Genomic DNA, 22,842 nt, shown 5'->3' with positions numbered 1-22,842 from the left:
CATTATAATTACAAACAACATCCAATTGGAAATAACTTTTTATGGAGGAATTTAAATGAAAGAGCGGAATGAAAGTCATTTTTGGCTATTTGTATTAACAGGGATGTTTCTTATTATAACAACGACTGGATTTGCTCGTATGGCATATGGAATTATATTGCCATTTATGCAGGAAGGACTCCGCTTGTCCACAGCTCAATCAGGTATGCTAGGAACTGTACTCTTTTTAGGTTATTTATTAACAGTCGGAACATCTGGAATACTCACCATTCGTTTTGGAGCAAAATCAGTTTTATTAATAGGGAGTTGGCTCGTCGTTATAAGTTTAATAGGATTGGCATTTGTTTCTTCATTTTTGATAGCTTCTATTTGTATGTTATGTGCTGGAGCAGGTAGTGCTCTTGTATATACACCACTCATGTCAATAACTGTAGGATGGTTTCCAGACAAAAGAGGAACTGTAATGGGGATTTTATTGAGCGGTGCTGGCATAGGCATGTTATTTAGTGGAATAATTGTTCCTTATGTAGTACGTATATTTCCAGAGTATAGTTGGCGTGGTGCATGGTTTTTGTTTGGTGTTATTACATGTATCGTTGTATTCGTCACTTCAATTGTTTTGAAAAATCCAGGAGTTACTGAAGATGAGGGGAAAAGGAATAATAAATCATTTTTATGGAAAACGAAAGAATTATATATTATTGCTTGGATGTATTTTATTGTTGGTTTAGTTTATTTAATCCCGAATATATATCAAACTAGTTTTATGATTGATAGTGGTATTTCGGCATCAATTTCGGGAACTGTTTATGCGATTGCTGGTATGTTTTCAATCGTAGGAGCTCCTGTCTGGGGATTGATTTCGGATCGGATTGGCATAAAGAGGGCGTTATGTATTGCGCTTTTATTAGCTATAATAGGTGATATGATTCCAATTATATTTGGAAATATAACTGGCTTTATCATATCGGCAATTATTTGGGGTTCTAGCCTCGGAGGTATCCTTTTATTAATTCAAGTTGCGGCAACAAAGCAAGTATCTCCCAAATATGTCTCAATGGCAATTAGTTTTATATCCGTTTTCTATGCAGTTGGTCAAATGATTGGACCAGGACTTGCGGGATGGATTATTGGGGAAATTGGTTATACTGCAGCGTATGGATTAGGTACTTTCGGTTTCTTTATGTGCATATGTATGGGATTGAGACTAAAAAGAGGGGATCTTGCAAACTCAGCGTATATAGAGAAGTGAGTATTGTTTTGAAATGAATCTTTTTAACGGGGGGAAGCAAAGTGTTCCATGTTAAAGATATTTTAGCAGATCAGTTATTAGCAAATGCGAATGATCCCAGTTGGTATATTCCATTTTCAGATGCAGTAAAAGATTTATCTGAGAGAGAGGCTTTCTGGAAGCCAAATGAAGAGAGTAATAGTATAGCTGAAATAGTACAGCATTTACTGTATTGGAACTCGACGTGGCAAACAAGGTATAAAGAATCAAATGTTAATGCCGTGCCCGCTATTGGTGATAATAACAAAAGTTTTATGCTTTCAGATAATCAAACATTTGAAGAGTTAAGAGAAAAACTACTAGAGAAACTGTTACAATGGCAAAATCTCATAAATGAAGACAAGGTTGAAAGTGATGTAATTGGATTTCCTGTATCTGCGAAGTGGTGGGAAGTATTAGCTAATGTAACGACTCATAATGCGTATCATATTGGTCAAATTATTTACATTCGGAAATTACAGAAGAGTTTTGATGGTGAATAACGTAAGGATTCTCAAATTGAGTGAACAAAAGTGGACAAAACGAGACTAATGTCTCATTTTGTCCACTTTTTTATTTTTAAATGAAAGAAAATCCCTATTAAATCAAGGGCTGGAAATTGGCACGGTACTTGCAATATAAAAGACGAACAAGAAAATAGGAGGGCTGGACATGTTAAAAACAACTGAAAGTAAAGGGAATGAAATTACGAAAGAACAAGCTCACTGGATGTACGAAAAAATGTTAGAGATTCGTAAGTTTGAAGATAAGGTACATGAATTATTCGCTCAAGGCGTTCTGCCAGGTTTCGTTCATTTATACGCAGGTGAAGAAGCGGTAGCAGTTGGTGTATGTGCCCACTTAACAGATAATGACAGTATTACAAGTACACATAGAGGACACGGTCATTGTATCGCAAAAGGTTGTGATTTAAATGGTATGATGGCTGAACTTTTCGGGAAAGCGACAGGTTTATGTAAAGGTAAAGGCGGCTCAATGCATATTGCCGATTTAGATAAAGGAATGCTAGGTGCGAACGGAATTGTAGGCGGCGGTTTTCCACTTGCTTGCGGTTCAGCATTAACAGCTAAATATAAAGGTACGAAAGACGTGAGTGTTTGTTTCTTCGGTGATGGAGCGAATAATGAAGGAACATTCCATGAAGGAGTTAATTTAGCGGCGATTTGGAAGTTACCTGTTATTTTTATCGCAGAAAATAACGGATACGGTGAAGCAACGACATTTGAATATGCTTCAAGCTGTAATTCTATTGCAGATCGTGCAAAAGCTTATAACATTCCGGGTGTTCAAGTAGATGGGAAAGATCTTCTAGCCGTATATAAAGCAGCAGAAGAAGCAGTGGAACGCGCGCGTAATGGCGGTGGCCCAACAATAATTGAATGTATGACATATCGTAACTACGGTCATTTTGAAGGGGAAGCACAAACGTATAAAACCGCAGAGGAAAAAGAAGAACATTTAAATGAAAAAGATGCGATTGTGAATTTCCGTAAGCATTTAATTCATGAAGGTGTATTAACAGAATCTGAACTTGTTGATATGGAAAAAGCAGTAGATGAAGCAGTGCAACAATCAATTGAGTTTAGTGAAAATAGTCCATATCCGGAAGATGAAGAATTATTAAAAGATGTATACGTGTCTTACAAATAAGAGGAGGGTGAAAAATAATGACTAGAACAGTAAGTATGTCAACTGCAATTAATGAAGCGATGAAGTTATCAATGCGACGTGATGAAAATGTCATTTTAATCGGAGAAGACGTTGCAGGCGGTGCGCAAGTTGATCATTTGCAAGATGATGAAGCATGGGGCGGTGTTCTCGGTGTTACGAAAGGACTTGTACAAGAATTTGGCCGAAATCGTATATTAGATACACCAATTTCAGAAGCGGGTTATATGGGAGCAGCGATGGCAGCTGCGGCAACAGGCTTACGTCCGATAGCTGAATTAATGTTTAATGATTTTATCGGTAGTTGCCTTGATCAAGTATTAAACCAAGGGGCAAAATTCCGTTACATGTTTGGCGGGAAAGCGAAAGTACCAGTTACAATCCGTACAATGCACGGTGCTGGTTTTAGCGCAGCGGCACAGCATTCACAAAGTTTATACGCATTATTTACGAGCATTCCAGGCATTAAAGTTGTCGTTCCGTCCACGCCATATGATGCAAAAGGCTTATTATTAGCGGCAATTGAAGATGATGATCCAGTAATCTTTTTTGAAGATAAAACGCTTTACAATATGAAAGGTGAAGTACCAGAAGGATACTATACAATTCCGTTAGGGAAAGCAGATATTAAACGCGAAGGTTCTGATGTAACAATTGTCGCAATCGGAAAACAAGTTCATACAGCACTTGCAGCTGCTGAACAATTATCGAAAAAGGGACTTGAAGTAGAAGTGATCGATCCACGTTCTTTATCACCACTAGATGAAGATACGATTTTAGCATCTGTTGAAAAAACAAATCGCCTGATTGTTATTGACGAAGCAAATCCAAGATGTAGTATCGCAACAGATATTGCAGCAATTGTAGCGGATAAAGGTTTTGATTTGTTAGATGCACCTATTAAACGAATTACAGCACCACATACACCAGTTCCGTTCTCACCACCACTTGAAAAGTTGTATTTACCAACGCCAGAAAAAGTAATTGAAACTGTATCAGAAATGATCGGAGACCAATCTTTATTACATGTGTAATGAAACGATGAGAAGGGAGAGAGAAACATGGCTGTAGAAGTTGTAATGCCGAAGTTAGGTATGGCGATGAAAGAAGGTATTATTACGAGCTGGAATATAAAAGCGGGTGATAATGTAGCGAAAGGTGAATTAATTGCTAGTATAAACTCTGAAAAAATTGAAACAGAAATAGAAGCACCCGCTGATGGGACTGTACTGGATATAGCTGTAAGCGAAGATGAAGGAGTTCCGCCTGGTACCGTAATATGTTATATCGGTAAACCAAATGAACAGGTAGCTGTAAATGAAACCGTACAGGATACAGAAGAATCCATACTAAAAGCAGAACTTCAAAATGTACAACATTCAGAACCATATGCGAAAGAAAGATCAAAGAAACAAAGAGTAAAAATATCTCCTGTAGCAAAGAAAATTGCAACAGTTGAAAATCTTGAAATTTCCACATTAATAGGAACAGGTCCTGGTGGAAGAATTACAAAGTTAGATGTATTAAAAACACTTGAAGAAAAAGTAACTATCCCAGAAACGTTTGCAAAAGAAGAAAGTAAAGTAATTCCTGTTACCGGTATGCGGAAAGCAATCGCAAATCGTATGCATGCAAGCTTACAAAATAGCGCGCAATTAACATTAACGATGAAAGTAAATGTTACAGATTTAGTTGCTTTACATAAAGAGATAGCGGAAGTTGTACAAAAACGATATGATAACAAACTAACAATTACGGATTTCGTTTCTCGTGCTGTTGTATTAGCACTTGGGGAGCATAAAGAAATGAACAGCGCTAATATAGATGATGCTATCCATCAATTTGAACATGTTCATTTAGGTATGGCAGTGGCGTTAGAAAATGGACTAGTCGTTCCAGCTATTCGATTTGCTAATAATCTATCTTTAGTAGAGTTATCTAAACAAATTAAAAACGTTGCACAAAAAGCAAGAGAAGGCAGTTTAAGTAGTGGTGATATGCAAGGGACAACCTTTACAATTAGTAATTTAGGTAGCTTTGGAATTGAATATTTCACACCAGTATTGAATACGCCTGAAACCGGTATTTTAGGTGTTGGTGCCATTGAACATGTACCGGTATATAAAGGAGAAGAATTACAAAAAGGTAGTATGTTACCTTTAAGTTTAACATTCGATCATCGTGTATTAGATGGTGCGCCAGCAGCTGCGTTTTTACGCACAATTAAACAGTATTTAGAAGAGCCTGTAACAATTCTTTTATAAAGAGAAGGTGAGAGAATGAGTAAATTAGTTGTTATTGGAGGCGGACCTGCTGGATATGTAGCGGCAATTACCGCAGCTCAAAATGGGAAAGAAGTCACTCTTATTGATGAAGCTGATCTTGGTGGAACGTGTTTAAATGTTGGGTGTATGCCTACGAAATCATTGTTAGAAAGTGCTGAAGTGCATGACATTGTGAGAAAAGCGAATGTTTATGGAGTTGCACTTAACAAAGGAACTATATCTATTGATTGGAAACAAATACAAGTAAGGAAGTCACAAATCGTAACGCAGCTCGTACAAGGAATACAATATTTAATGAAGAAAAATAAAATTAAAGTAATAAAAGGGAAAGCGAAATTTGAAACGGACCATAGAGTTCGAGTTTTACAAGGGGATAAAGTAGAACTAGTTGATGGGGAGAAATTCATTATAGCGGCGGGTTCAGAACCTACTGAGTTACCATTTGCTCCATTTGATGGGAAATGGATTTTAAATAGTAGCCATGCGATGTCCCTTGCTAACATACCGAAATCATTATTAATCGTTGGTGGAGGTGTAATAGGCTGCGAGTTTGCAAGTATATATAGTCGCCTTGGAACTAAAGTTGCGATTGTTGAAATGGCACCGCAATTACTACCAGGTGAAGATAAAGATATCGCAAATATTTTAAGAGAGAAACTAGAAAAAGACGGCGTAGAAATTTTCACAGGAGCAGCTTTGAAAGGATTAAATAATTATAAGAAGCAGGCTTCGTTTGAGTACGAAGGAAGTATTCACGAAGTAACTCCAGAATTTGTTCTCGTTTCTGTCGGTCGAAAACCACGAGTACAAGAATTAGGATTAGAAAAGGCAGGAGTTCAGTTTTCAAATAAAGGGATTACTGTGAATGAGCATATGCAAACGAATGTATCAAATATTTACGCAGCTGGTGATATTATTGGAGGGGTCCAGCTTGCTCACGTTGCCTTTCATGAAGGAACGACAACTGCTTTACATGCAAGTGGTGAAGATGTAAAGGTAAATTATCGTGCAATACCACGCTGTATATACACAGCTCCTGAAATTGCCAGTGTCGGTTTAACAGAAAAAGGTGCAAGAGAGCAATATGGTGATATTCTTATCGGAGAATTCCCTTTTACAGCGAACGGAAAAGCTCTTATTTTAGGAGAACAAACCGGTAAAGTAAAAGTCATTGTGGAACCTAAATATCAAGAAATAATAGGGATTTCTATTATCGGTCCTCGTGCAACCGAACTAATCGGACAAGGAACGGTGATGATTCATACGGAAGTTACCGCTGACATAATGAGAGATTATATTGCAGCACATCCAACTTTATCTGAAGCGATTCATGAAGCGTTATTGCAAGCAGTAGGACATGCTGTGCATGCTTAAATGAAAACACAATAAAAAACCACTATTCTCTAAATCAATGAGAGAATAGTGGTTTGAATTTTTAACAGTAGAAATTAAATAATCTATTACTTTTTAACGTCGATTGCTGAAGTTATATCGTTCCATTCAGGAGCTAAATTAGCAGTTTTACCATACCAATCAGCGTGTTTAAATGTAACACCTTTTCCATATCCTTGTGTTGAAGTATGCTCCCAAAGTGTTGTTGAATAACTTGCAGAAGGTGACGCTGTACTTACAGAAGAAATTCTGTCGTTCCAGCTAGATGGTAAGTTTTTAAAGCCGCTGCTCCAGTAAATATATTGGCCACCTTTATCTTTATGTTCATAAAAATCAGTACTACCAGCACCACTGCCTAAAGGATTAATTTTATTTTTAAGTACTTTTTTATCCTTTTCAATATAAGCATCCAATGTTTCTATACTAGTAAAGCCATAAGCTAACCAATCTCCATTTTCATTTTGCTTAGGTAATACCATTGTAATTTGGATGTCTTTTTTATCCTGATCACTTAATTTTGCAAAGGAATTAACATTTTGTTCATCAACTTTTAAATAATCAAATGATTTAATTGTGTTACCTTTTTCTTCAGCGCTTGCTACTCCTAGTCCTCCAGTTAATGCGAAACCCGTTACTAATGTCCCTGCTACTAATTTCTTCAACATATAACCATCCCTTTTTGTTTAGATTTTTGTACAGGTGAATCTTGTACAAGTTAAAATGTATTCTAATTTTATAGTTTTGTAAATATTATGAAATTTTAGAAATAATAGGCGGAATATTTACAGTTTTACATTTTTTCTTTAGAAAAAATGATTATTGGAATGATATAATAAGTGGATATATTGCTTTTATTGGATGTGAAAATGTTTTAGGAGAGAGGTTATTGAAATATTTCACAAGTGATTGGTATAAAGAAATGCAAGTTTCAGGATTTGTACATTTTATAGACTCAATAGAAGAATGGAAAGAACTAGATTCGGATTATATTCAAAGTTTGAAAGACGAAGTAGAGGAAAGAAAAGAGGATTTATTAAATTATCTTCCTGAAACACTACATCCATACTTTCATAACAACACTATTGATTCAGAATTTCCTCCTAATGAATTAAAGAAACTTTTGTTAGAGTGGACAGCAGATTATGAGAAAAGAATGGCACAATTAGATCGATCATACGTAGAATATTTTAATTCCATTAAGAAAAAACTTCCCTCAAATGTCGTTCAGTTACATGAATCATCACTACATGACAGTGTGATTAAAGTAGTAAAGAGAATGTCAGAAGATACGTTGTCTATCGTATTAGATTGCAGTGGTACTTTTAGTGATTTTGATCAACTTCAACTAACTTTTACAGGAGTGAAGAAATGTTCTATGCCAAAGAAATTTGAAGGTGCTTGGTGGCTTTATCATGAAATAGCCCTTACTGAAGATGGCTTTGAACTTGGCGTCTTATTTGATTGTCCATTTGTTGAGGTTACGATTAGTGCAAAAGATGTATTAATTGAGACGAAATAACGATATTGCATACATTGATGTATTAACTTTGGAATTCTTTAGATGTACAGGTTATATGGATGGAAAGTGAATAGGGTGAAAAAACGGATTTGTTCATAAATAAAAGGCTACCAATCATGTGTAAAATGAGTGGTAGCCTTTTTAAACTATAATTTAATCGGATTTAGGAATTTGAACATTAGGACATCGATTTCTTAGCTCCGTTATGAACTCTATTTTGTCTATTGGTAAAACATTGATACTTCCACCGATTGCAGATTTGTAAAATAATTCAATCCCTTTTTCAGATGATGTAATTCGGTAACCAGTGAATTTCTCTTCCGTTGAAGAAACTTCTGTTATGTCTTCGTACGAGATTTTACTTTTAAATGGTCCACCTTTAATTAATAAGTAATCTTTATAGAAAATATATGTAATAGAAGTTGCGTACCATAATATAAAACCTGCAAAAATAAGAAAAATGACTGGGAAAATGATTACAATAGATAATGTTTCATACATAAATAGAGAGAGCAATGGTATAGAGCTCATTATGAAAGTGACTAAAAATATAAAAAATATGAAGGAAACATTAACATTTGCACGGAAAATCATTTTAAAATCACACCCTTTATTATAAATTTTATAGATGTTGAATTTATATATATGTTCGTTATTTAAATTATAATCATTTTTACATAAAATAACAATTCATAAACCGTGCATAAAAAGGAGGTTTATCTGATGGAATACATTGTAAAACGGAAAAAACGTGCATATAATTGAACTATAAATTAAGTTTCTGAATTTTCAATAAAGTTGGTGATAATATGTTCACTGAAGAACGTAGAGAGAAAATTTTGGAATTGCTTAAAATAGAAGGAAGAGTAATCGCAAAGGATCTTGCGGAAAGATTCGATATGTCAATTGATTCTATAAGAAGAGATCTGTCAATAATGGAGAAAGATGGGTTATTAAAAAGAACGCACGGTGGTGCCATTGAACTTGCGCGAGTGAGAAACTTAGCTGTGGAACCAGCTAAACGTTATAGTGATAGTTCAGTATATGAGGACGCAATCGCAAAAAATGCTGCATCTTATATACAAGAAGGTGATTCAATTTTTATTGGCGGGGCTTCTATTCATTATGCGATGTTAAAATATTTACCGGAAATATCATTTACAGTTATCACGAATTCTATAGAAATAGCTAGTAAGTTACGGGAATGTAAGAACATTGATACGTATTTAATAGGTGGTAAGGTAAAATCTTCAGGAAATATTACAGATACATTTGCTTCGGAAGCAATTAGTAGTTTTTCTATTGATCTTTATTTTTCTACAGGTGATGGCGTTTCATTATATGGTATAAGTACTGCAACACCAGAAGTTGCTTATTTCGGAAAAGCAGTAAGTAGAATTGCTCGAAGAAATATTTGTTTAGCGCCCCATAATAAACTTGGTGTCGAGTGTTTTATAAAAGGAGAGTCTCTTAATGAAATTGATCTTATCATTACAGATGAAGAAGCTCATGAAGAAATAATTCAAGGTTTTGAGAATCAAGGTAAAAAAATAGTGATTGCCCAATCTACTCAATAACAAAAGGAGTTTACTATGATTATAAAAGAGAAAGAGTATTGTATAAAAGGACTAGATTATACGATTAGATCTGCAGCCGATCATGATGCAGGTCAGCTATCGGAAATAAGAGTACAAATCGATGGAGAAACTGAAAATATGGATAGAGAAGAAGGTGAGGGATTTATAGATACGAACGGATTTCAGCAAGTAATAAAAACGGATAGTGAAAAGACGAGAAATATCTTTTTAGTTGCGGAAGTTCATAACCGTATCGTTGGATTTTCAAGATGTGAAGGATCTGATTTAAAGAGATTGTCTCATAAAGTAGAGTTTGGCGTTTGTATTTTAAAAGAGTTTTGGGGATATGGGATTGGCAAAAATCTTTTACAAGAATCTATCAATTGGGCTGATGCAAATGAAGTAAAAAAGATAGCGTTACAAGTGTTAGAAACAAACGAAAAAGCAATTCAGCTTTATAAAAAATTAGATTTTGAAGTAGAAGGCGTTCTGAAAAATGATAAGAGGCTGTCGGACGGTAAGTATTACAATACGGTTGTAATGGGTAGGGTGAATAGTACTTTTCATAAAAGAGGTGAAGAAGTATGTTTTACAGAAGGAAATACTATATAGTGAAAAATGAATTCGTTGAAATATTTAATAATCATTTCAATGATACAAATTTACCAAATCAATTAAAGTACGGTTCTCGTTTAATAGGGCGCTGGATGAAGGATAATGATGATGGTACGACTGAAATATTTGCAATATGGGAATATGATAGTTATGAAGATTATGTAGAAATCGAAACGAAAATTAGAAATGATAAAATGCACGGTAAAAAAATATGTGATTGGTATGAAAAGAATGGTGGGAAAGAATATGTTTTACAGGAGTACATATTGGAGATGAGAAATGAGGAGTTAATATGTACTGTAAAGCAATAGAGGAGTGAAGCGTAGTGGGAATTAGAACGAAATTATATATTAGTTTAGCATCTACTATTTTGTTTATACTCGCTGTAACGATATTCTTTTTAAATAGCCATTCGATGAAATGGCTATGGTTATTTATTTTAATAGGATCAATCTTACAAAATATAGTTTTATTAAAAAAATATAAAGAAACTCATTAAGATATTCAAATTATTAACATATTTGTGTCGTCTTTCTAATCGTATTGAAAACGCTTTTAACGAGTTTTATAATAAAAGTATGTTTTTTTACAAATCTCCAAAACAATTAAAGGGGAGATGATACGATGTTGGCTTCACCGTATTACCTACATACATGGAAAAAGTTTGTGGATAAAGGTATCCTCGATTCAGACCGAATAAATAATAGAATTTCAGAGTCATGGTATCGCTGCAAACAAGCGAATGTGAACCCTCATATGAATAAGGGTCAGAAAGTTTTGTCTTCTAATATTTTTCAAGATCAAAAGAAAAAGAGTGAAATCTTCCTTGACATAGCGATACCTCAAATACAAAATATGAGAAAAACCATTGATGAACTACAAATGATGGCTTTATTAATTGATCCAGATGGTTATGTTCTGTCGTTAAGTGGAAATAAACAAACGTTGAAACGAGCGAAGCATATTAATTTCATTGAAGGTGTGAAATGGACGGAAGCAGCTGTTGGTACAAATGCGATAGGAACAGCGTTAGAAATTGAAGAGGCTATTATGATAAGTGGCACAGAGCATTACTCCGTCGCATCTCATAGCTGGAGTTGTGCAGCTGCTCCGATTCATAACGATGATGGGAAATTAATTGGTGTTCTAGATTTATCCTGTCCAATTGAGTTTTCGCATCCTTATATGCTCGGTATGGTAAGTTCAATTGCACACGCGATTGAACGTGAATGTAGTATTCGAGTACATCAAAATGAACTACACTTAATTCACCGTTTTTTAGATGTAATTGATAGTGATGAACAAATAGTTATTTGTAATCATCGTGATGTTATCGTTTCCGCAAGCAAACGGGTTCGTGAGCGAATATCTAATTGGTCACGAATGAAACTTGAAAATTTAATGCAAAATGAATTGAAAATCAAATTAGAAGTACCAGTATATAGTAATGATAGATTAATAGGGAAATGTATTTATGTAAAGGAAAATAAACAAACGAATTTTCATTCTACTTTCCCATTCATAAAAGGGGTTTCTTTTCCTGGAGTTATTGGGACAAGCAGCGCATTTCAACATACATTAGAAGAAATTAAGCTTGTTTCACCGACTGACGCTAGTGTATATGTATGTGGTGAAACAGGTGTAGGGAAAGAATATGTTGCGAGAGCCATTCATGAAAATAGTCCAAGAAAAAATGCTCCTTTTATAGCTGTAAACTGTGGTTCATTGCCGAAAGAATTAATGGAAAGTGAATTGTTCGGTTACGCTGAAGGAGCGTTTACAGGTGCGCGGCGTCAAGGATATAAAGGGAAATTTGAACAAGCTGACGGAGGAACATTATTTTTAGATGAAATTGGTGAAGTACCACCAGAGATGCAAATTGCATTGTTACGTGTATTACAAGAACGAACAGTAACACCAATTGGAAGTTCAAAAGAAGTACCAGTAAATATTCGTATTATTACTGCGACACATAAAGATTTACTACAATTAGTAGAAGAAGGGAAATTCCGTCAAGATTTATATTATCGTTTACATGTTTATCCGCTATATGTTCCATCATTATTAGAGAGAAAAGAAGATATTCCATATTTCATACAGCATTTTTGTGAGCGAAAGAATTGGAATATTGGATTTCCAAAGAGTATTTGTAATCAATTTTCACAGCATACATGGCCCGGAAATATTCGAGAATTAGTAAATGTATTAGAACGCATTTACATTTTGTCGCAAGGACGGGAAATATGCGAAAAACAAATCTCTTTTTTATTACAAACAATGATGGGAAATGAACAACAACTTGAATTGCAAGCTGAAAATAAAACGGAACATACATTAAATTTCCGTGAAAGAATACAGCGTGATAGCATGATTGAAGCATTGCATAAGACGAATGGGAATGTTTCATTAGCCGCAAAACTATTAGATGTGCCCCGTAGTACGTTCTATAAACGAATGCAAAAATTTAGGCTATAAAAGTAGATTTTTGTAATCTACTTTTTCTTTATGTGCTCACGTTCTGTCGGAATGTGCGCTTACCGGGGAAATAATAGAATAGTTAGAAGGGAAATTTCCTATAGGGGGTTCTTTTGTGAAGTATATTGAAATTGGAATCGGGAATAAATGGTTCGTTCGAACGGAAACGGAAAATAAAGACGGCACTGAATTTGAGGAACGAGGAATTATAAAACCGATTTATTTTGAGTCTTTATATGTACGAATTTGGTTACGGAAAACTTGTTTTATTTTAGATACGAAAGAGGGATTTAAGAAAGTAAGAAAAAGTAGAGCTGAGTATAAGTTTATTGTTGGAATGGTGAGTAGGTTAAAACAATAGAATCAAACAGGGGATGTTCTTATGATTAGAATTACTACATTCATACTCGCTATTATTGTAATGGTCTATTCCATCTATAGTTGGAATGATGATTCGAAGCAAAGTATGCTCATTTTACAATTACTTTTAGGTTTCATGCTTGTTGGTATGGGGATACAAAACTTTAAGAAGGATGAAAAAGAGAATAGGAATATGGGGCTTTTGCTATTACTTACATCACTTTTTTGTATTATTGTATCGTTAATAAAATATTTCAAATAAACCGTTACTTAACATATTGAGTAATGGTTTATTTTTTTGAGGTTTTCTCATTAAAAATTTCAGTAGCTGCTTGGTACATTTTTTTATCAATACAAAATTTTTCTGTTATCCAATAAGTAATTTCAGCTGAGGTAAGGATATGTTCTCTTTTCTTGCCTTGGAAATACTGTTTTATACAATATCATTAATAGAAGTTGATATTAATAATATTATATAAAAATTGTTAGAAAATATAGTGTTTATAAGGGGGGAGAAAATCAAATGCCGATGTCATTATATTATAAAAGACTTCGTAAAAAAGTAGGATCTGAACTTATTTTTATGCCAAGTGTAGCTGCTATTATTAAAAATGAGCAGGGGGAAATCTTATTTCAATACCCTGGAGGAGAATATTGGAGTTTACCGGCTGGAGCAATTGAACCAGGAGAAAGACCAGAGGACGCGATTGTTAGGGAAGTATGGGAGGAAACCCGATTAAAAGTAGAAGTGAAAAAAGAAAAAGGAGTGTTTGGAGGGGAAGAATTCAGACATACATATTCGAATGGAGATCAAGTAGAGCATATTGTAGTTGTATTTGAATGTGAAGTTGTCGGTGGAGAATTGAAAGCGATAGATGGAGAATCTTTAAAACTACAGTATTTTCCCTTATTTGAAAGACCGCCATTGGCATTACCATACCCAGAAAGAATATTTTTATAAATGATAAAATAGCACACTTTATAAATGAAGTGTGCTATTTATATAACCCCGTCGTATACATCTCCGTTAACGTATACACAATTTCTTCTAAATCTATCTCTTTATCATTTTGCACAATTGTCCAGAGGAACATTTCATTCATAGAGAACCAACCGCATGCTACAATCTCTTTATTTAACTCCGTTCGTGCTAATCCATTTTCTTGGGAATGAATAATATCTTGCGTAATACGTGCTATAAAACGTTCTCGAATTTCATTCCATTTTTGGTGTATTTCTTCAGAGGTTCCTATTGCTTCTTCCACAACTTGTAATAGTGCTCTTTCTTCCTCAGCTAATTGTAAAAAAGCACGTACTTGACTTTGGATCATATCGCGCGCTTCTATTTTTGTATTAGGAGAAAAAGAGCGCTCAGCAATATCATAAAAGCGATTCATCACATCTTCCATCAAAACGACGAGGAGAGCATCTTTGTTTTTAAAGTATACATATGCTGTTCCATAACCAGTTTCTGCATGTTTAATAATTTGCGTGATTGTAGTTTTCTGAAATCCGTTTTTTATAAAAATAGTATAACCGGAATGTAAAAGTTTCTTTTTCGTTTCTAAGGAGCGGTGTTTTCTTGTTGAAAGAATAGAGTTTTTCAAAGAATCACCTCTTTAAACTGAAATATCTGAAAATGTAATTGTATTGTAAAAGAAGTTCACATATAAAGTCAACTGACATAATATCATTGACGTTATATCAATTAAGATGATATATTTCAATTAGTTAGAATAAAAAGAAAATTAAAAGAAGGTGACACCATGTATAAAGAACCATTTCAACCAACTTATGAGTATGCGCTTGAATGTGATAAACATGATGAACTGAAAGATTTTCAAGCTGAATTTTATAAAAAAGAAGGAACAATATATTTAGATGGAAACTCATTAGGATTGCTTTCAAAAAGAGCAGAGAAATCGTTACTTACTTTGCTAGATTCATGGAAAGAGTTTGGAATTGATGGATGGACTGAAGGTGAGCATCCTTGGTTCTTCCTATCAGAAAAGCTAGGGGAATTGACTGCACCTCTTATTGGAGCTTTGCCAGAAGAGACGATTGTAACTGGCTCCACGACAACGAATATTCATCAAGTAATCGCAACTTTTTATGAACCGAAAGGGATTCGTACAAAAATTCTTGCGGATGAATTAACGTTCCCGTCAGATATATATGCGCTTCAAAGTCAAATTCGTTTAAAAGGATTAGATCCAGAGGAACATCTAGTTCAAGTAAAAAGTAGAGATGGTAGAACACTTTCAGAAGAAGATATTATTCATGCGATGACCGATGATATCGCTTTAATTTTATTGCCTTCTGTACTATATAGAAGCGGACAAATTCTTGATATGAAGCGATTAACAGCTGAAGCTCATAAACGTGGTATTCATATCGGTTTTGACTTATGTCATTCAATTGGCTCTATTCCGCATCATTTCAAAGAGTGGGATGTTGATTTCGCTGTATGGTGTAATTATAAATATTTAAATGCAGGACCTGGTGGTGTTGGGGGCCTTTATATAAATAATAAACACTTTAATAGACTTCCAGGATTGTCTGGCTGGTTTAGTTCTAGAAAAGATAAGCAGTTTGATATGGAACATACATTAACTGCGGCTGATCATGCTGGGGCCTATCAAATAGGGACACCTCACGTATTAAGTATTGCACCATTAATCGGTTCTCTTGAAATTTTTAAAGATGCCCGTATTGAGAGATTACGTGAAAAGTCATTACATATAACAAGATATATGCTCGATTTAATTCAATTGGAGTTAAATGATATGGGATTTACAATCGGAAATCCGCTAGAGGATGAAAAACGAGGCGGGCATATTTATTTAGAACATGCTGAGGCGGCACGTATATGTAAAGCGTTAAAAGCAAATGGAGTGATTCCGGACTTTAGAGCTCCAAATGGAGTTAGACTTGCGCCTGTGGCTTTATACAATACGTATGAGGAAGTATGGAACTCTGTACAAATTTTAAAGAAAATTATGAAAGAAGAAGAATATAAAAACTTTGAAAATAAGCGAGAGGTTGTGGCATAAGCATGAAAACATCGCAGTGGATTGATATTTCACAACCGCTAAATAATGATATCGCGACGTGGCCAGGGGATACACCGTTCTCGTATGAAGTTTCATGGTCAAAAGAAGACAGTGGTTCAGTAAATGTCGGAAAGTTAACGATGAGTATCCATACAGGTACTCATATTGATGCACCTTTTCATTTTGATAATGACGGTAAGAAGGTGTTAGATTTAGATATACACGTATATGTAGGTGCAGCACGAGTTATCGATGTTTCAGGGCTGGAGAGTATCGGTGAAAAGGAATTAGAACGTTTTAACTTAGAAGGTGTAGAGCGATTATTATTACGTACATCTTCACATGGTAAAGCGCAAGAATTCCCAGAAGAAATCCCGTATTTACGTGCTGATATTGCACCTTTTCTATCAAGTAAGGGCATTCGTTTAATTGGGGTAGATGTACCTTCTGTTGATCCTTTAGATGATAAAGAACTAGCAGCACATCATCAATTATTTAAACACGGAATTCACATTTTAGAAAATGTCGTACTCGATCACGTAGCAGACGGCGATTACGAACTTATTGCCTTACCACTTGCATTAACAGATGCAGATGGGAGTCCAGTTCGCGCTGTTATTAGACCAATATAAGTAGAAATATATAAAAGGGGCGTTTGACTAATATGAAAGAAAACGAAAAGGTAATTATGGAAAAAGGGATTCACACTGATTTTAAGGAGAATATGACGTACGGAGAGTATTTACAGCTAGATAGCTTATTATCTAGTCAACAAAGATTATCAGATCATCATGATGAAATGTTATTTATCGTAATTCACCAAGCGAGTGAGCTTTGGATGAAACTAATTTTACATGAACTGAATGCAGCAATTGAATCTATTAAACAAGATAAATTACCACCAGCTTTTAAAATGTTAGCACGTGTATCAAAAATTCAGTCGCAAATTATTCAATCTTGGGATATTCTTGCGACATTAACGCCATCAGAATATATTGAGTTCCGTGATTCACTTGGTCAGGCTTCCGGTTTTCAATCGTATCAATATCGAATGATTGAGTATGCACTTGGTTATAAAACACCACATGCATTAAAGATTTATGAAAAGGACCCAGAATTACATGCTCGTCTTCATAAAGCACTTCATTCACCAAGTTTGTATGATGTGGCGATACAAGCGCTTGTTAAAGAAGGATTCCCAATTCATAAAGATGTGTTAAATCGTGATATTACGCAGCCTTACGAAGAGGATGCGACTGTAGAAGCGGCTTGGATAGAAGTATATGCGGACGTGCAGAAATATTGGGATTTATATCAGCTTGCAGAGAAATTAATCGATATTGAAGACTGGTTACAACAATGGCGTTTCCGTCATATGAAAACGGTAGAACGAATTATTGGTCATAAAATGGGAACAGGTGGCTCTTCTGGCGTATCTTATTTAAAGCGAGTGCTTGATCAATGCTTCTTCCCAGAGCTTTGGAACGTTCGAACGAAATTATAAGAATAAACTTGTCAGCTGATAAAGGCTGGCAAGTTTATTTTTTTGTTTTAAAAACAAATATGATTTAATAGAGAGAACGAGATGAACAACAAATATTACATAATCATTTAGATGGAGGAAGATTACTTGAATTTCGAGCAATTACAAAGTAAATTTGAAAAGAAAAAAGTTAATACATTTCTTGTTTATCAAAAGGGGGAATTAACGACTGAATACTATAAAACGATAGACTGTGCAAATAACTTATTTAAAATTAATTCGATTACAAAAAGTATCGTATCTATATTAATTGGTATCGCAATTGATAAAAGATTTATAAATAATATACATACACAAATCACAACATGGATTCCAAATGTACCGGAGAAAAAGAGGGAACTAACGCTGTATCATTTATTAACGATGACAACAGGAGAAGATTGGCAAGAGTTCGGAAATGGGGTTGTTTTCCCAAATGATTTTGTGGAATCAGACAATTGGGTGCAATACATTTTAGAAAAACCGCTCATTGAAGAAATGGGTACGAAAATGAATTATAATTCAGGTTCTTCTCACTTACTTAGTTACATCATTCAACAAGCAACTGGAATGTCGACGGAGCAGTTCGCGAAAAAGTATTTATTTGAGCCGTTAAACATTACGGAGTATGAGTGGCAACAAGACCCGCAAAGTATATATGTTGGTGGATTTGGTATGAAAATGAAATCTATAGATTTATTAAAGTTAGGAAAAGTATGTTTGCACAATGGATATTGGAAGGGTAATGAAATTGTATCATCGAAATGGTTAGAAGAATCAGGTGAGGCTCTATTTGAAACGTATGAACATGTCGGGGCATATGGATATCACTGGTGGGTATTACATAACGAAAGATTTCACATACCGTATTGTATGTATTTTGCTATGGGATACGGAGGGCAATACATTATTATCATTCCGCAGTTAGAGCTCGTAGCTGTTATTAGTAGTCACATGCCTAAACGTGGCCTCGTACCATTAAAGTTATTTATAGAGCATATAAAAGAGAATTCCAATCATAAATAAGAAGAGGAAGAAGGTGTTTTATGAGGAGTGCAAAAATGATAGCGATTTATAGACTGTTATTAAGTCTTCTAGCGTTTAGTGCACTTATTACTCAATTTGTTACAAGAACACAAGTGAAACCGTTCAATCCAGTTAATTTTTTTAGTTACTTCACAATTGAAAGCAACATTTTAGTGGCGGTAATTCTGCTATTAAGTAGTTTGGGGACAGCCACACTCGGACGTTCCGAGCAGTTTGGAGTTCTTCGCGGTGCAGCTACAGTATACATACTGACAACAGGACGTATTTATTTTTTGTTATTAAGGAAGAAGTACATAAAGAAACCTCTGTCTGTATGTAAAGACGGAGGTTTCTTTGTTTTACCGATTTGTCTTCTGAAAGGACATCTTTAAAAAATTCTCTGTTTTCGTATCAAACTCTACATCCACAAAAACACCATACTCTTTTCCATCCTCACGCAACCACAATTTAAACTTTTCAACTGTTATTTGAACAGTTTTTGGTTTTCTACCTATATGAAGGTAATCGATAATCTCAGCTTTCGGATATTGTTCTTTCGTTTTTTCAACGGCTAGTTTACCCCATTTTGCATAGGGCGGCTGCGCGTAAACTATAGATGGACCAGTATATATATTTGAACATGTTGTTATGAAAAAAAATATAAATGCTGTACGTACGAAGAATCGCTTCATAATAAGCTCCTTTTATTCTTTTTGTATATTGTTTACATATTTCTTCAAGCATATAAGTTTGGATTTTTTTGTCTTCTTTACATAAAAGCGAGGGTTTTACAAAACATAACCATGAAATCATTTCCGTAATTAAGGAGGGAAATACATGCGTCAAAAAGCTGTTTTTAAGATAGCGATCTTGCTTGTCTTTATCGGGCTATCTTTAATGGTAAGTAGTATACAAACCAAAAATGTGGAAGCCTTTTCTAATCAAGTGATTCAAAGAGGGGCATCTGGAGAAGATGTCATTGAACTGCAAACTCGTTTGAAATATAACGGATTTTATACGGGGAAAGTTGATGGTGTTTTCGGATGGGGTACATATTGGGCACTTCGAAACTTTCAGCAAAAATTCGGATTGCCAGTTGATGGTTTAGCGGGTGCTAAAACGAAGCAAATGCTTGTAAAGGCGACGAAGTATGATAAGTCAACCGCTAATAAAGGTACTACAACTAATAAAGGGAATAGCGGTGGAGGTACGCAAGAAAATAAACCACCACAAAGCAAAGGGACAAATGTTCCAAACGGTTATTCTCAAAATGATATTCAGCTAATGGCAAACGCTGTATACGGAGAATCCCGTGGTGAGCCGTATTTAGGACAAGTTGCAGTAGCTGCGGTTATTTTAAACCGTGTCACAAGTGCATCATTTCCAAATACTGTTTCAGGAGTAATCTTTGAACCGAGAGCATTTACAGCAGTAGCAGATGGACAAATATATTTAACGCCAAATGAAACGGCGAAAAAAGCTGTATTAGATGCGATCAATGGATGGGACCCAACTGGGAATGCATTATATTATTTCAATCCAGATACTGCGACAAGTAAATGGATTTGGACTCGTCCACAAATTAAAAAAATTGGTAAGCATATTTTCTGTAAATAGAGCGGAGGTGGAAACATGTTACGAGGTATTATCATCGTATTGTTAACAGTAGGTGTAGTCGGAACAGGGTATTGGGGCTATAAAGAGCATCAAGAGAAAAATGCAGTATTAATTCGAGCGGAAAATAGTTATCAGCGTGCGTTTCATGATTTAGCATATGAAGTTGATTTATTACACGATAAAATTGGAACAACACTGGCGATGAATTCACGTTCCTCATTATCGCCAGCTTTAGTAGATGTATGGCGTTTAACATCAGAGGCTCGTTCTGATGTAGGACAATTACCTTTAACATTAATGCCATTTAATAAAACGGAAGAGTTCCTTGCGAATATCGGTGATTTTAGTTATCGTGCAGCGGTTCGTGATTTAGAAAAAGATCCGTTAAATGATCAAGAATATAAAACGTTACAAGGTTTATATTCAAATGCAGGAAATATACAAGATGAACTGAGAAAAGTGCAGCATCTTGTATTGAAAAATAATCTTCGCTGGATGGATGTAGAAATGGCTCTTGCGTCAAACCAAGATCCAGCAGATAACACAATTATCGATGGATTAAAGACGGTAGAAAAGAATGTAACATCATACTCGTCCACAAACTTTGGACCGACTTTTACAAGTGCACAAAAGAATAAAAAAGGCGGATTTGAGGCAAAAGGAAAGGCGATTTCGAAAGAGGAAGCGGAAAAAATCGCGAAATCATTTTTAAACTTAAAAGGGAATGAAAAAGTAGAAGTTGAGAAAAGTGGAAAAGGTGCAAAAGAATCATTCTACAGTGTGAAAATTCAAGATCCAGCAACGAACAATGAGTATTATATGGATATTACCGGAAAAGGTGGATATCCAATTTGGGTAATGAATAACCGAGAAATTAAAGAGCAAAAAATCAGTTTAAATGATGCAGGAAGTAAAGGATTGACGTTTTTAAAGGATCACAAGTTTACCAATATGGAGCTGTTTGATAGTTCTCAATATGATAATATCGGTGTGTTTACGTACGTTGTAAGTGAAAATGGAGTGCGTATTTATCCAGAAGCAATCCAAATGAAAATTGCTTTAGATGATGGGTCGATTGTTGGTTTTTCCGCAAAGGAATATTTAGCATCGCATCAAAAACGAACGATTCCGAGTGCGAAGCTAACCGCTGCTGAGGCGAAAAAGAAAATTAACCCCGATGTAAAAGTTATGGAAGAACGTAAAGCTGTAGTAGTAAATGACTTGCATAATGAAGTACTTTGTTATGAATTTATTGGTACTTTAGGGAAAGATACGTACCAAATTTTCATTAACGCAAATAGCGGTGCAGAAGAAAAAGTGAAGAAGATGCAAGCTGTTGAAAAAATTTATGATTAAACATCAATGATAAAGTGGTGAAAATAATGAAAATCATTATATATATGTTAATACTTTGTTTCGTCATTACTGGATGTAGCATTGGAAAAAAAGACAATCCTAATGAAAAGCCAGAACAAAAAAATGTCTCCATGAAAAATGTTAATTATACAAACAAATCAAATAAGCCAAACGAAAAAGCTGCTGATCATCTAGCATCTTTAGCTGCAAGTGTACCAGGTGTGAATGATGCGACAGCAGTAGTAGTTGGGAAATATGCTGTTGTAGGTATTGATGTAAAAGCGAAACTTGATCGAACTCGTGTTGAGTCAATTAAGTATTCCGTTGCAGAAAGTTTAAAGAATGACCCAAATGGTGCTAATGCAGTCGTTGTAGCAGATGTTGATACGTATGAACGACTAAAACAAATAGGTAAGCAAATTAAAAAAGGTAAAACTGGTGAAGGTATACTTGATGAATTGGCAGCAATTGTTGGCCGAGTAATGCCGCAAGTTCCAAATGATATGATTGAAAATAGAGAAACGAATCCGATTAAAGATAATGATAAACAATTACCAAAAGATGAAGAACAAGAGCTACGAAAAGAACAAGAAGATCAGTCAAATAACCATTTGAAAAAATAGTGAAAATCCCGTACTAAATTGTACGGGATTTTTCTGTAAGATTAAATATTCAGTTTATTTTTAAAGGAATATATGGTTTAATAATGAGGGGAGGGACAACCGTTATGATGAAAAAAAGCGCACTCATATTAGGTAGTTTATGCATAGGTTTCAGTATGACAGCGTGTGACCAGAAGAAAGAAGTGAAGAAGAAAACAGCTACGTCTTCTACTATAACGGAAAATAAAAAGCAAGATTCCATTAATATAAATCATTTCTCAAATATTAATGAAGGAATGACTTATTTAGAAGTGAAAGAATTAATCGGTTTTGAAGGGGATTTACTCATAGAAGAAGGGGTAGAACATTCTACACAAATTAAACAAATTTTTGCTTGGAAAGGTAGCGATTCAAAATCATTTGCTGAGATTACATTTTTGGATGGAAAGGTGCATTCTAAAACACAGCAAGGCTTAAGCTAATA

General features: G+C 34.9%; 28 protein-coding genes. 24 read left to right on the top strand and 4 right to left on the bottom strand.

From position 1 onward, the window contains the following. Window positions 1-55: 55 nt before the first annotated feature. The 6 genes from FT637_RS11630 (at window position 56) to lpdA (ending at window position 6,618) form a co-directional block, all read left to right on the top strand. Complete coding sequence (locus tag FT637_RS11630) at window positions 56-1,252, top strand: MFS transporter (protein WP_193646427.1); 1,197 nt, start codon at window positions 56-58, stop codon at window positions 1,250-1,252. 41 nt (window positions 1,253-1,293) lie between these two features. Next, window positions 1,294-1,773, top strand: coding sequence for a DinB family protein (locus tag FT637_RS11625; protein WP_193646426.1), 480 nt, complete (start codon window positions 1,294-1,296; stop codon window positions 1,771-1,773). 169 nt (window positions 1,774-1,942) lie between these two features. Further along, on the top strand, window positions 1,943-2,941 hold the full coding sequence (gene acoA, locus FT637_RS11620; protein WP_193646425.1) for an acetoin:2,6-dichlorophenolindophenol oxidoreductase subunit alpha: 999 nt from the start codon (window positions 1,943-1,945) through the stop codon (window positions 2,939-2,941). A gap of 17 nt (window positions 2,942-2,958) precedes the next feature. Beyond that, window positions 2,959-3,993, top strand: coding sequence for an acetoin:2,6-dichlorophenolindophenol oxidoreductase subunit beta (gene acoB, locus FT637_RS11615; protein ID WP_193646424.1), 1,035 nt, complete (start codon window positions 2,959-2,961; stop codon window positions 3,991-3,993). A 27-nt stretch (window positions 3,994-4,020) separates the two neighbouring features. Then, complete coding sequence (locus tag FT637_RS11610; protein WP_193646423.1) at window positions 4,021-5,223, top strand: dihydrolipoamide acetyltransferase family protein; 1,203 nt, start codon at window positions 4,021-4,023, stop codon at window positions 5,221-5,223. A gap of 15 nt (window positions 5,224-5,238) precedes the next feature. Continuing rightward, the gene (gene lpdA / locus FT637_RS11605; RefSeq protein WP_193646422.1) at window positions 5,239-6,618 is read left to right on the top strand and encodes a dihydrolipoyl dehydrogenase; all 1,380 of its coding nucleotides are present in this window, start codon (window positions 5,239-5,241) and stop codon (window positions 6,616-6,618) included. An 86-nt stretch (window positions 6,619-6,704) separates the two neighbouring features. Here the strand turns inward: lpdA and FT637_RS11600 are convergent, their stop codons facing one another. Further along, window positions 6,705-7,301 carry a hypothetical protein gene (locus tag FT637_RS11600; RefSeq protein ID WP_193646421.1) on the bottom strand — a complete coding sequence of 199 codons (597 nt, stop codon included), beginning with the start codon at window positions 7,299-7,301 and terminating at the stop codon, window positions 6,705-6,707. Between the two features lie 221 nt (window positions 7,302-7,522). Here FT637_RS11600 and FT637_RS11595 point away from each other — a divergent pair, with 221 nt between their 5' ends. After that, complete coding sequence (locus tag FT637_RS11595) at window positions 7,523-8,155, top strand: DUF4085 family protein (protein ID WP_193646420.1); 633 nt, start codon at window positions 7,523-7,525, stop codon at window positions 8,153-8,155. A 153-nt stretch (window positions 8,156-8,308) separates the two neighbouring features. Here FT637_RS11595 and FT637_RS11590 read toward each other — a convergent pair whose 3' ends face one another. Then, window positions 8,309-8,656 (bottom strand): PH domain-containing protein, encoded by a 348-nt coding sequence (locus tag FT637_RS11590; RefSeq protein WP_227493770.1) that lies wholly within the window; start codon window positions 8,654-8,656, stop codon window positions 8,309-8,311. A gap of 308 nt (window positions 8,657-8,964) precedes the next feature. Here FT637_RS11590 and FT637_RS11585 point away from each other — a divergent pair, with 308 nt between their 5' ends. From FT637_RS11585 to FT637_RS11550, 8 genes are all read left to right on the top strand, one after another. Next, window positions 8,965-9,732 (top strand): DeoR/GlpR family DNA-binding transcription regulator, encoded by a 768-nt coding sequence (locus tag FT637_RS11585; protein WP_193646418.1) that lies wholly within the window; start codon window positions 8,965-8,967, stop codon window positions 9,730-9,732. Between the two features lie 15 nt (window positions 9,733-9,747). Further along, a complete protein-coding gene (locus FT637_RS11580) occupies window positions 9,748-10,344 on the top strand; it encodes a GNAT family N-acetyltransferase (RefSeq protein ID WP_193646417.1) in 597 nt (198 codons plus the stop codon). Beyond that, window positions 10,317-10,658: an NIPSNAP family protein gene (locus FT637_RS11575; protein WP_193646416.1), complete on the top strand. Its 342-nt coding sequence runs from the start codon at window positions 10,317-10,319 to the stop codon at window positions 10,656-10,658. The genes FT637_RS11580 and FT637_RS11575 overlap by 28 nt, the downstream gene beginning before the upstream one ends. Window positions 10,659-10,672: 14 nt before the next feature. Then, window positions 10,673-10,846, top strand: coding sequence for a hypothetical protein (locus FT637_RS11570; protein WP_193646415.1), 174 nt, complete (start codon window positions 10,673-10,675; stop codon window positions 10,844-10,846). Between the two features lie 125 nt (window positions 10,847-10,971). Beyond that, window positions 10,972-12,822, top strand: a complete 1,851-nt coding sequence (locus FT637_RS11565) for a sigma-54-dependent Fis family transcriptional regulator (RefSeq protein WP_193646414.1) — start codon at window positions 10,972-10,974, stop codon at window positions 12,820-12,822. A gap of 115 nt (window positions 12,823-12,937) precedes the next feature. Then, on the top strand, window positions 12,938-13,183 hold the full coding sequence (locus FT637_RS11560; RefSeq protein WP_193646413.1) for a DUF3977 family protein: 246 nt from the start codon (window positions 12,938-12,940) through the stop codon (window positions 13,181-13,183). Between the two features lie 21 nt (window positions 13,184-13,204). Further along, on the top strand, window positions 13,205-13,444 hold the full coding sequence (locus tag FT637_RS11555) for a DUF3953 domain-containing protein (protein ID WP_193646412.1): 240 nt from the start codon (window positions 13,205-13,207) through the stop codon (window positions 13,442-13,444). Window positions 13,445-13,705: 261 nt separating this feature from the next. Next, window positions 13,706-14,143: an NUDIX domain-containing protein gene (locus FT637_RS11550; protein WP_193646411.1), complete on the top strand. Its 438-nt coding sequence runs from the start codon at window positions 13,706-13,708 to the stop codon at window positions 14,141-14,143. A gap of 34 nt (window positions 14,144-14,177) precedes the next feature. Here FT637_RS11550 and FT637_RS11545 read toward each other — a convergent pair whose 3' ends face one another. Next, window positions 14,178-14,789: a TetR/AcrR family transcriptional regulator gene (locus FT637_RS11545; RefSeq protein ID WP_193646410.1), complete on the bottom strand. Its 612-nt coding sequence runs from the start codon at window positions 14,787-14,789 to the stop codon at window positions 14,178-14,180. 159 nt (window positions 14,790-14,948) lie between these two features. Between FT637_RS11545 and kynU the strand changes: the two genes are divergently transcribed. The 5 genes from kynU (at window position 14,949) to FT637_RS11520 (ending at window position 19,175) form a co-directional block, all read left to right on the top strand. Further along, window positions 14,949-16,235, top strand: a complete 1,287-nt coding sequence (gene kynU / locus FT637_RS11540; RefSeq protein ID WP_193646409.1) for a kynureninase — start codon at window positions 14,949-14,951, stop codon at window positions 16,233-16,235. A 2-nt stretch (window positions 16,236-16,237) separates the two neighbouring features. After that, window positions 16,238-16,867 (top strand): arylformamidase, encoded by a 630-nt coding sequence (gene kynB, locus FT637_RS11535; protein ID WP_193646408.1) that lies wholly within the window; start codon window positions 16,238-16,240, stop codon window positions 16,865-16,867. A 32-nt stretch (window positions 16,868-16,899) separates the two neighbouring features. Beyond that, the gene (kynA, locus tag FT637_RS11530; RefSeq protein ID WP_193646407.1) at window positions 16,900-17,739 is read left to right on the top strand and encodes a tryptophan 2,3-dioxygenase; all 840 of its coding nucleotides are present in this window, start codon (window positions 16,900-16,902) and stop codon (window positions 17,737-17,739) included. A gap of 126 nt (window positions 17,740-17,865) precedes the next feature. Then, complete coding sequence (locus tag FT637_RS11525) at window positions 17,866-18,783, top strand: serine hydrolase domain-containing protein (RefSeq protein WP_193646406.1); 918 nt, start codon at window positions 17,866-17,868, stop codon at window positions 18,781-18,783. Between the two features lie 20 nt (window positions 18,784-18,803). Beyond that, window positions 18,804-19,175: a Pr6Pr family membrane protein gene (locus FT637_RS11520; protein ID WP_413773227.1), complete on the top strand. Its 372-nt coding sequence runs from the start codon at window positions 18,804-18,806 to the stop codon at window positions 19,173-19,175. On the opposite strand, the gene FT637_RS11515 is transcribed toward FT637_RS11520, so the two are convergent. Beyond that, window positions 19,143-19,475: a DUF3889 domain-containing protein gene (locus FT637_RS11515; RefSeq protein WP_193646405.1), complete on the bottom strand. Its 333-nt coding sequence runs from the start codon at window positions 19,473-19,475 to the stop codon at window positions 19,143-19,145. The genes FT637_RS11520 and FT637_RS11515 overlap by 33 nt on opposite strands. A 145-nt stretch (window positions 19,476-19,620) precedes the next feature. On the opposite strand from FT637_RS11515, the gene sleB reads away from it, so the two are divergent. The 4 genes from sleB (at window position 19,621) to FT637_RS11495 (ending at window position 22,840) form a co-directional block, all read left to right on the top strand. After that, window positions 19,621-20,400 carry a spore cortex-lytic enzyme gene (gene sleB / locus FT637_RS11510; protein WP_193646404.1) on the top strand — a complete coding sequence of 260 codons (780 nt, stop codon included), beginning with the start codon at window positions 19,621-19,623 and terminating at the stop codon, window positions 20,398-20,400. A 15-nt stretch (window positions 20,401-20,415) separates the two neighbouring features. Next, on the top strand, window positions 20,416-21,756 hold the full coding sequence (gene ypeB / locus FT637_RS11505) for a germination protein YpeB (protein ID WP_193646403.1): 1,341 nt from the start codon (window positions 20,416-20,418) through the stop codon (window positions 21,754-21,756). Between the two features lie 26 nt (window positions 21,757-21,782). Continuing rightward, complete coding sequence (locus FT637_RS11500; RefSeq protein ID WP_193646402.1) at window positions 21,783-22,379, top strand: YhcN/YlaJ family sporulation lipoprotein; 597 nt, start codon at window positions 21,783-21,785, stop codon at window positions 22,377-22,379. A 104-nt stretch (window positions 22,380-22,483) separates the two neighbouring features. Next, window positions 22,484-22,840, top strand: coding sequence for a DUF3862 domain-containing protein (locus FT637_RS11495; RefSeq protein ID WP_193646401.1), 357 nt, complete (start codon window positions 22,484-22,486; stop codon window positions 22,838-22,840). The last annotated feature ends 2 nt before the right edge of the window (window positions 22,841-22,842 follow it).

The organism is Bacillus cereus (assembly GCF_015071065.1).
Taxonomy (GTDB): Bacteria; Bacillota; Bacilli; order Bacillales; family Bacillaceae_G; genus Bacillus_A; species Bacillus_A cereus_BA.
The sequence above is the reverse complement of the archived record's forward strand: the minus strand, read 5'-3'. Positions and strand labels throughout refer to the sequence as shown.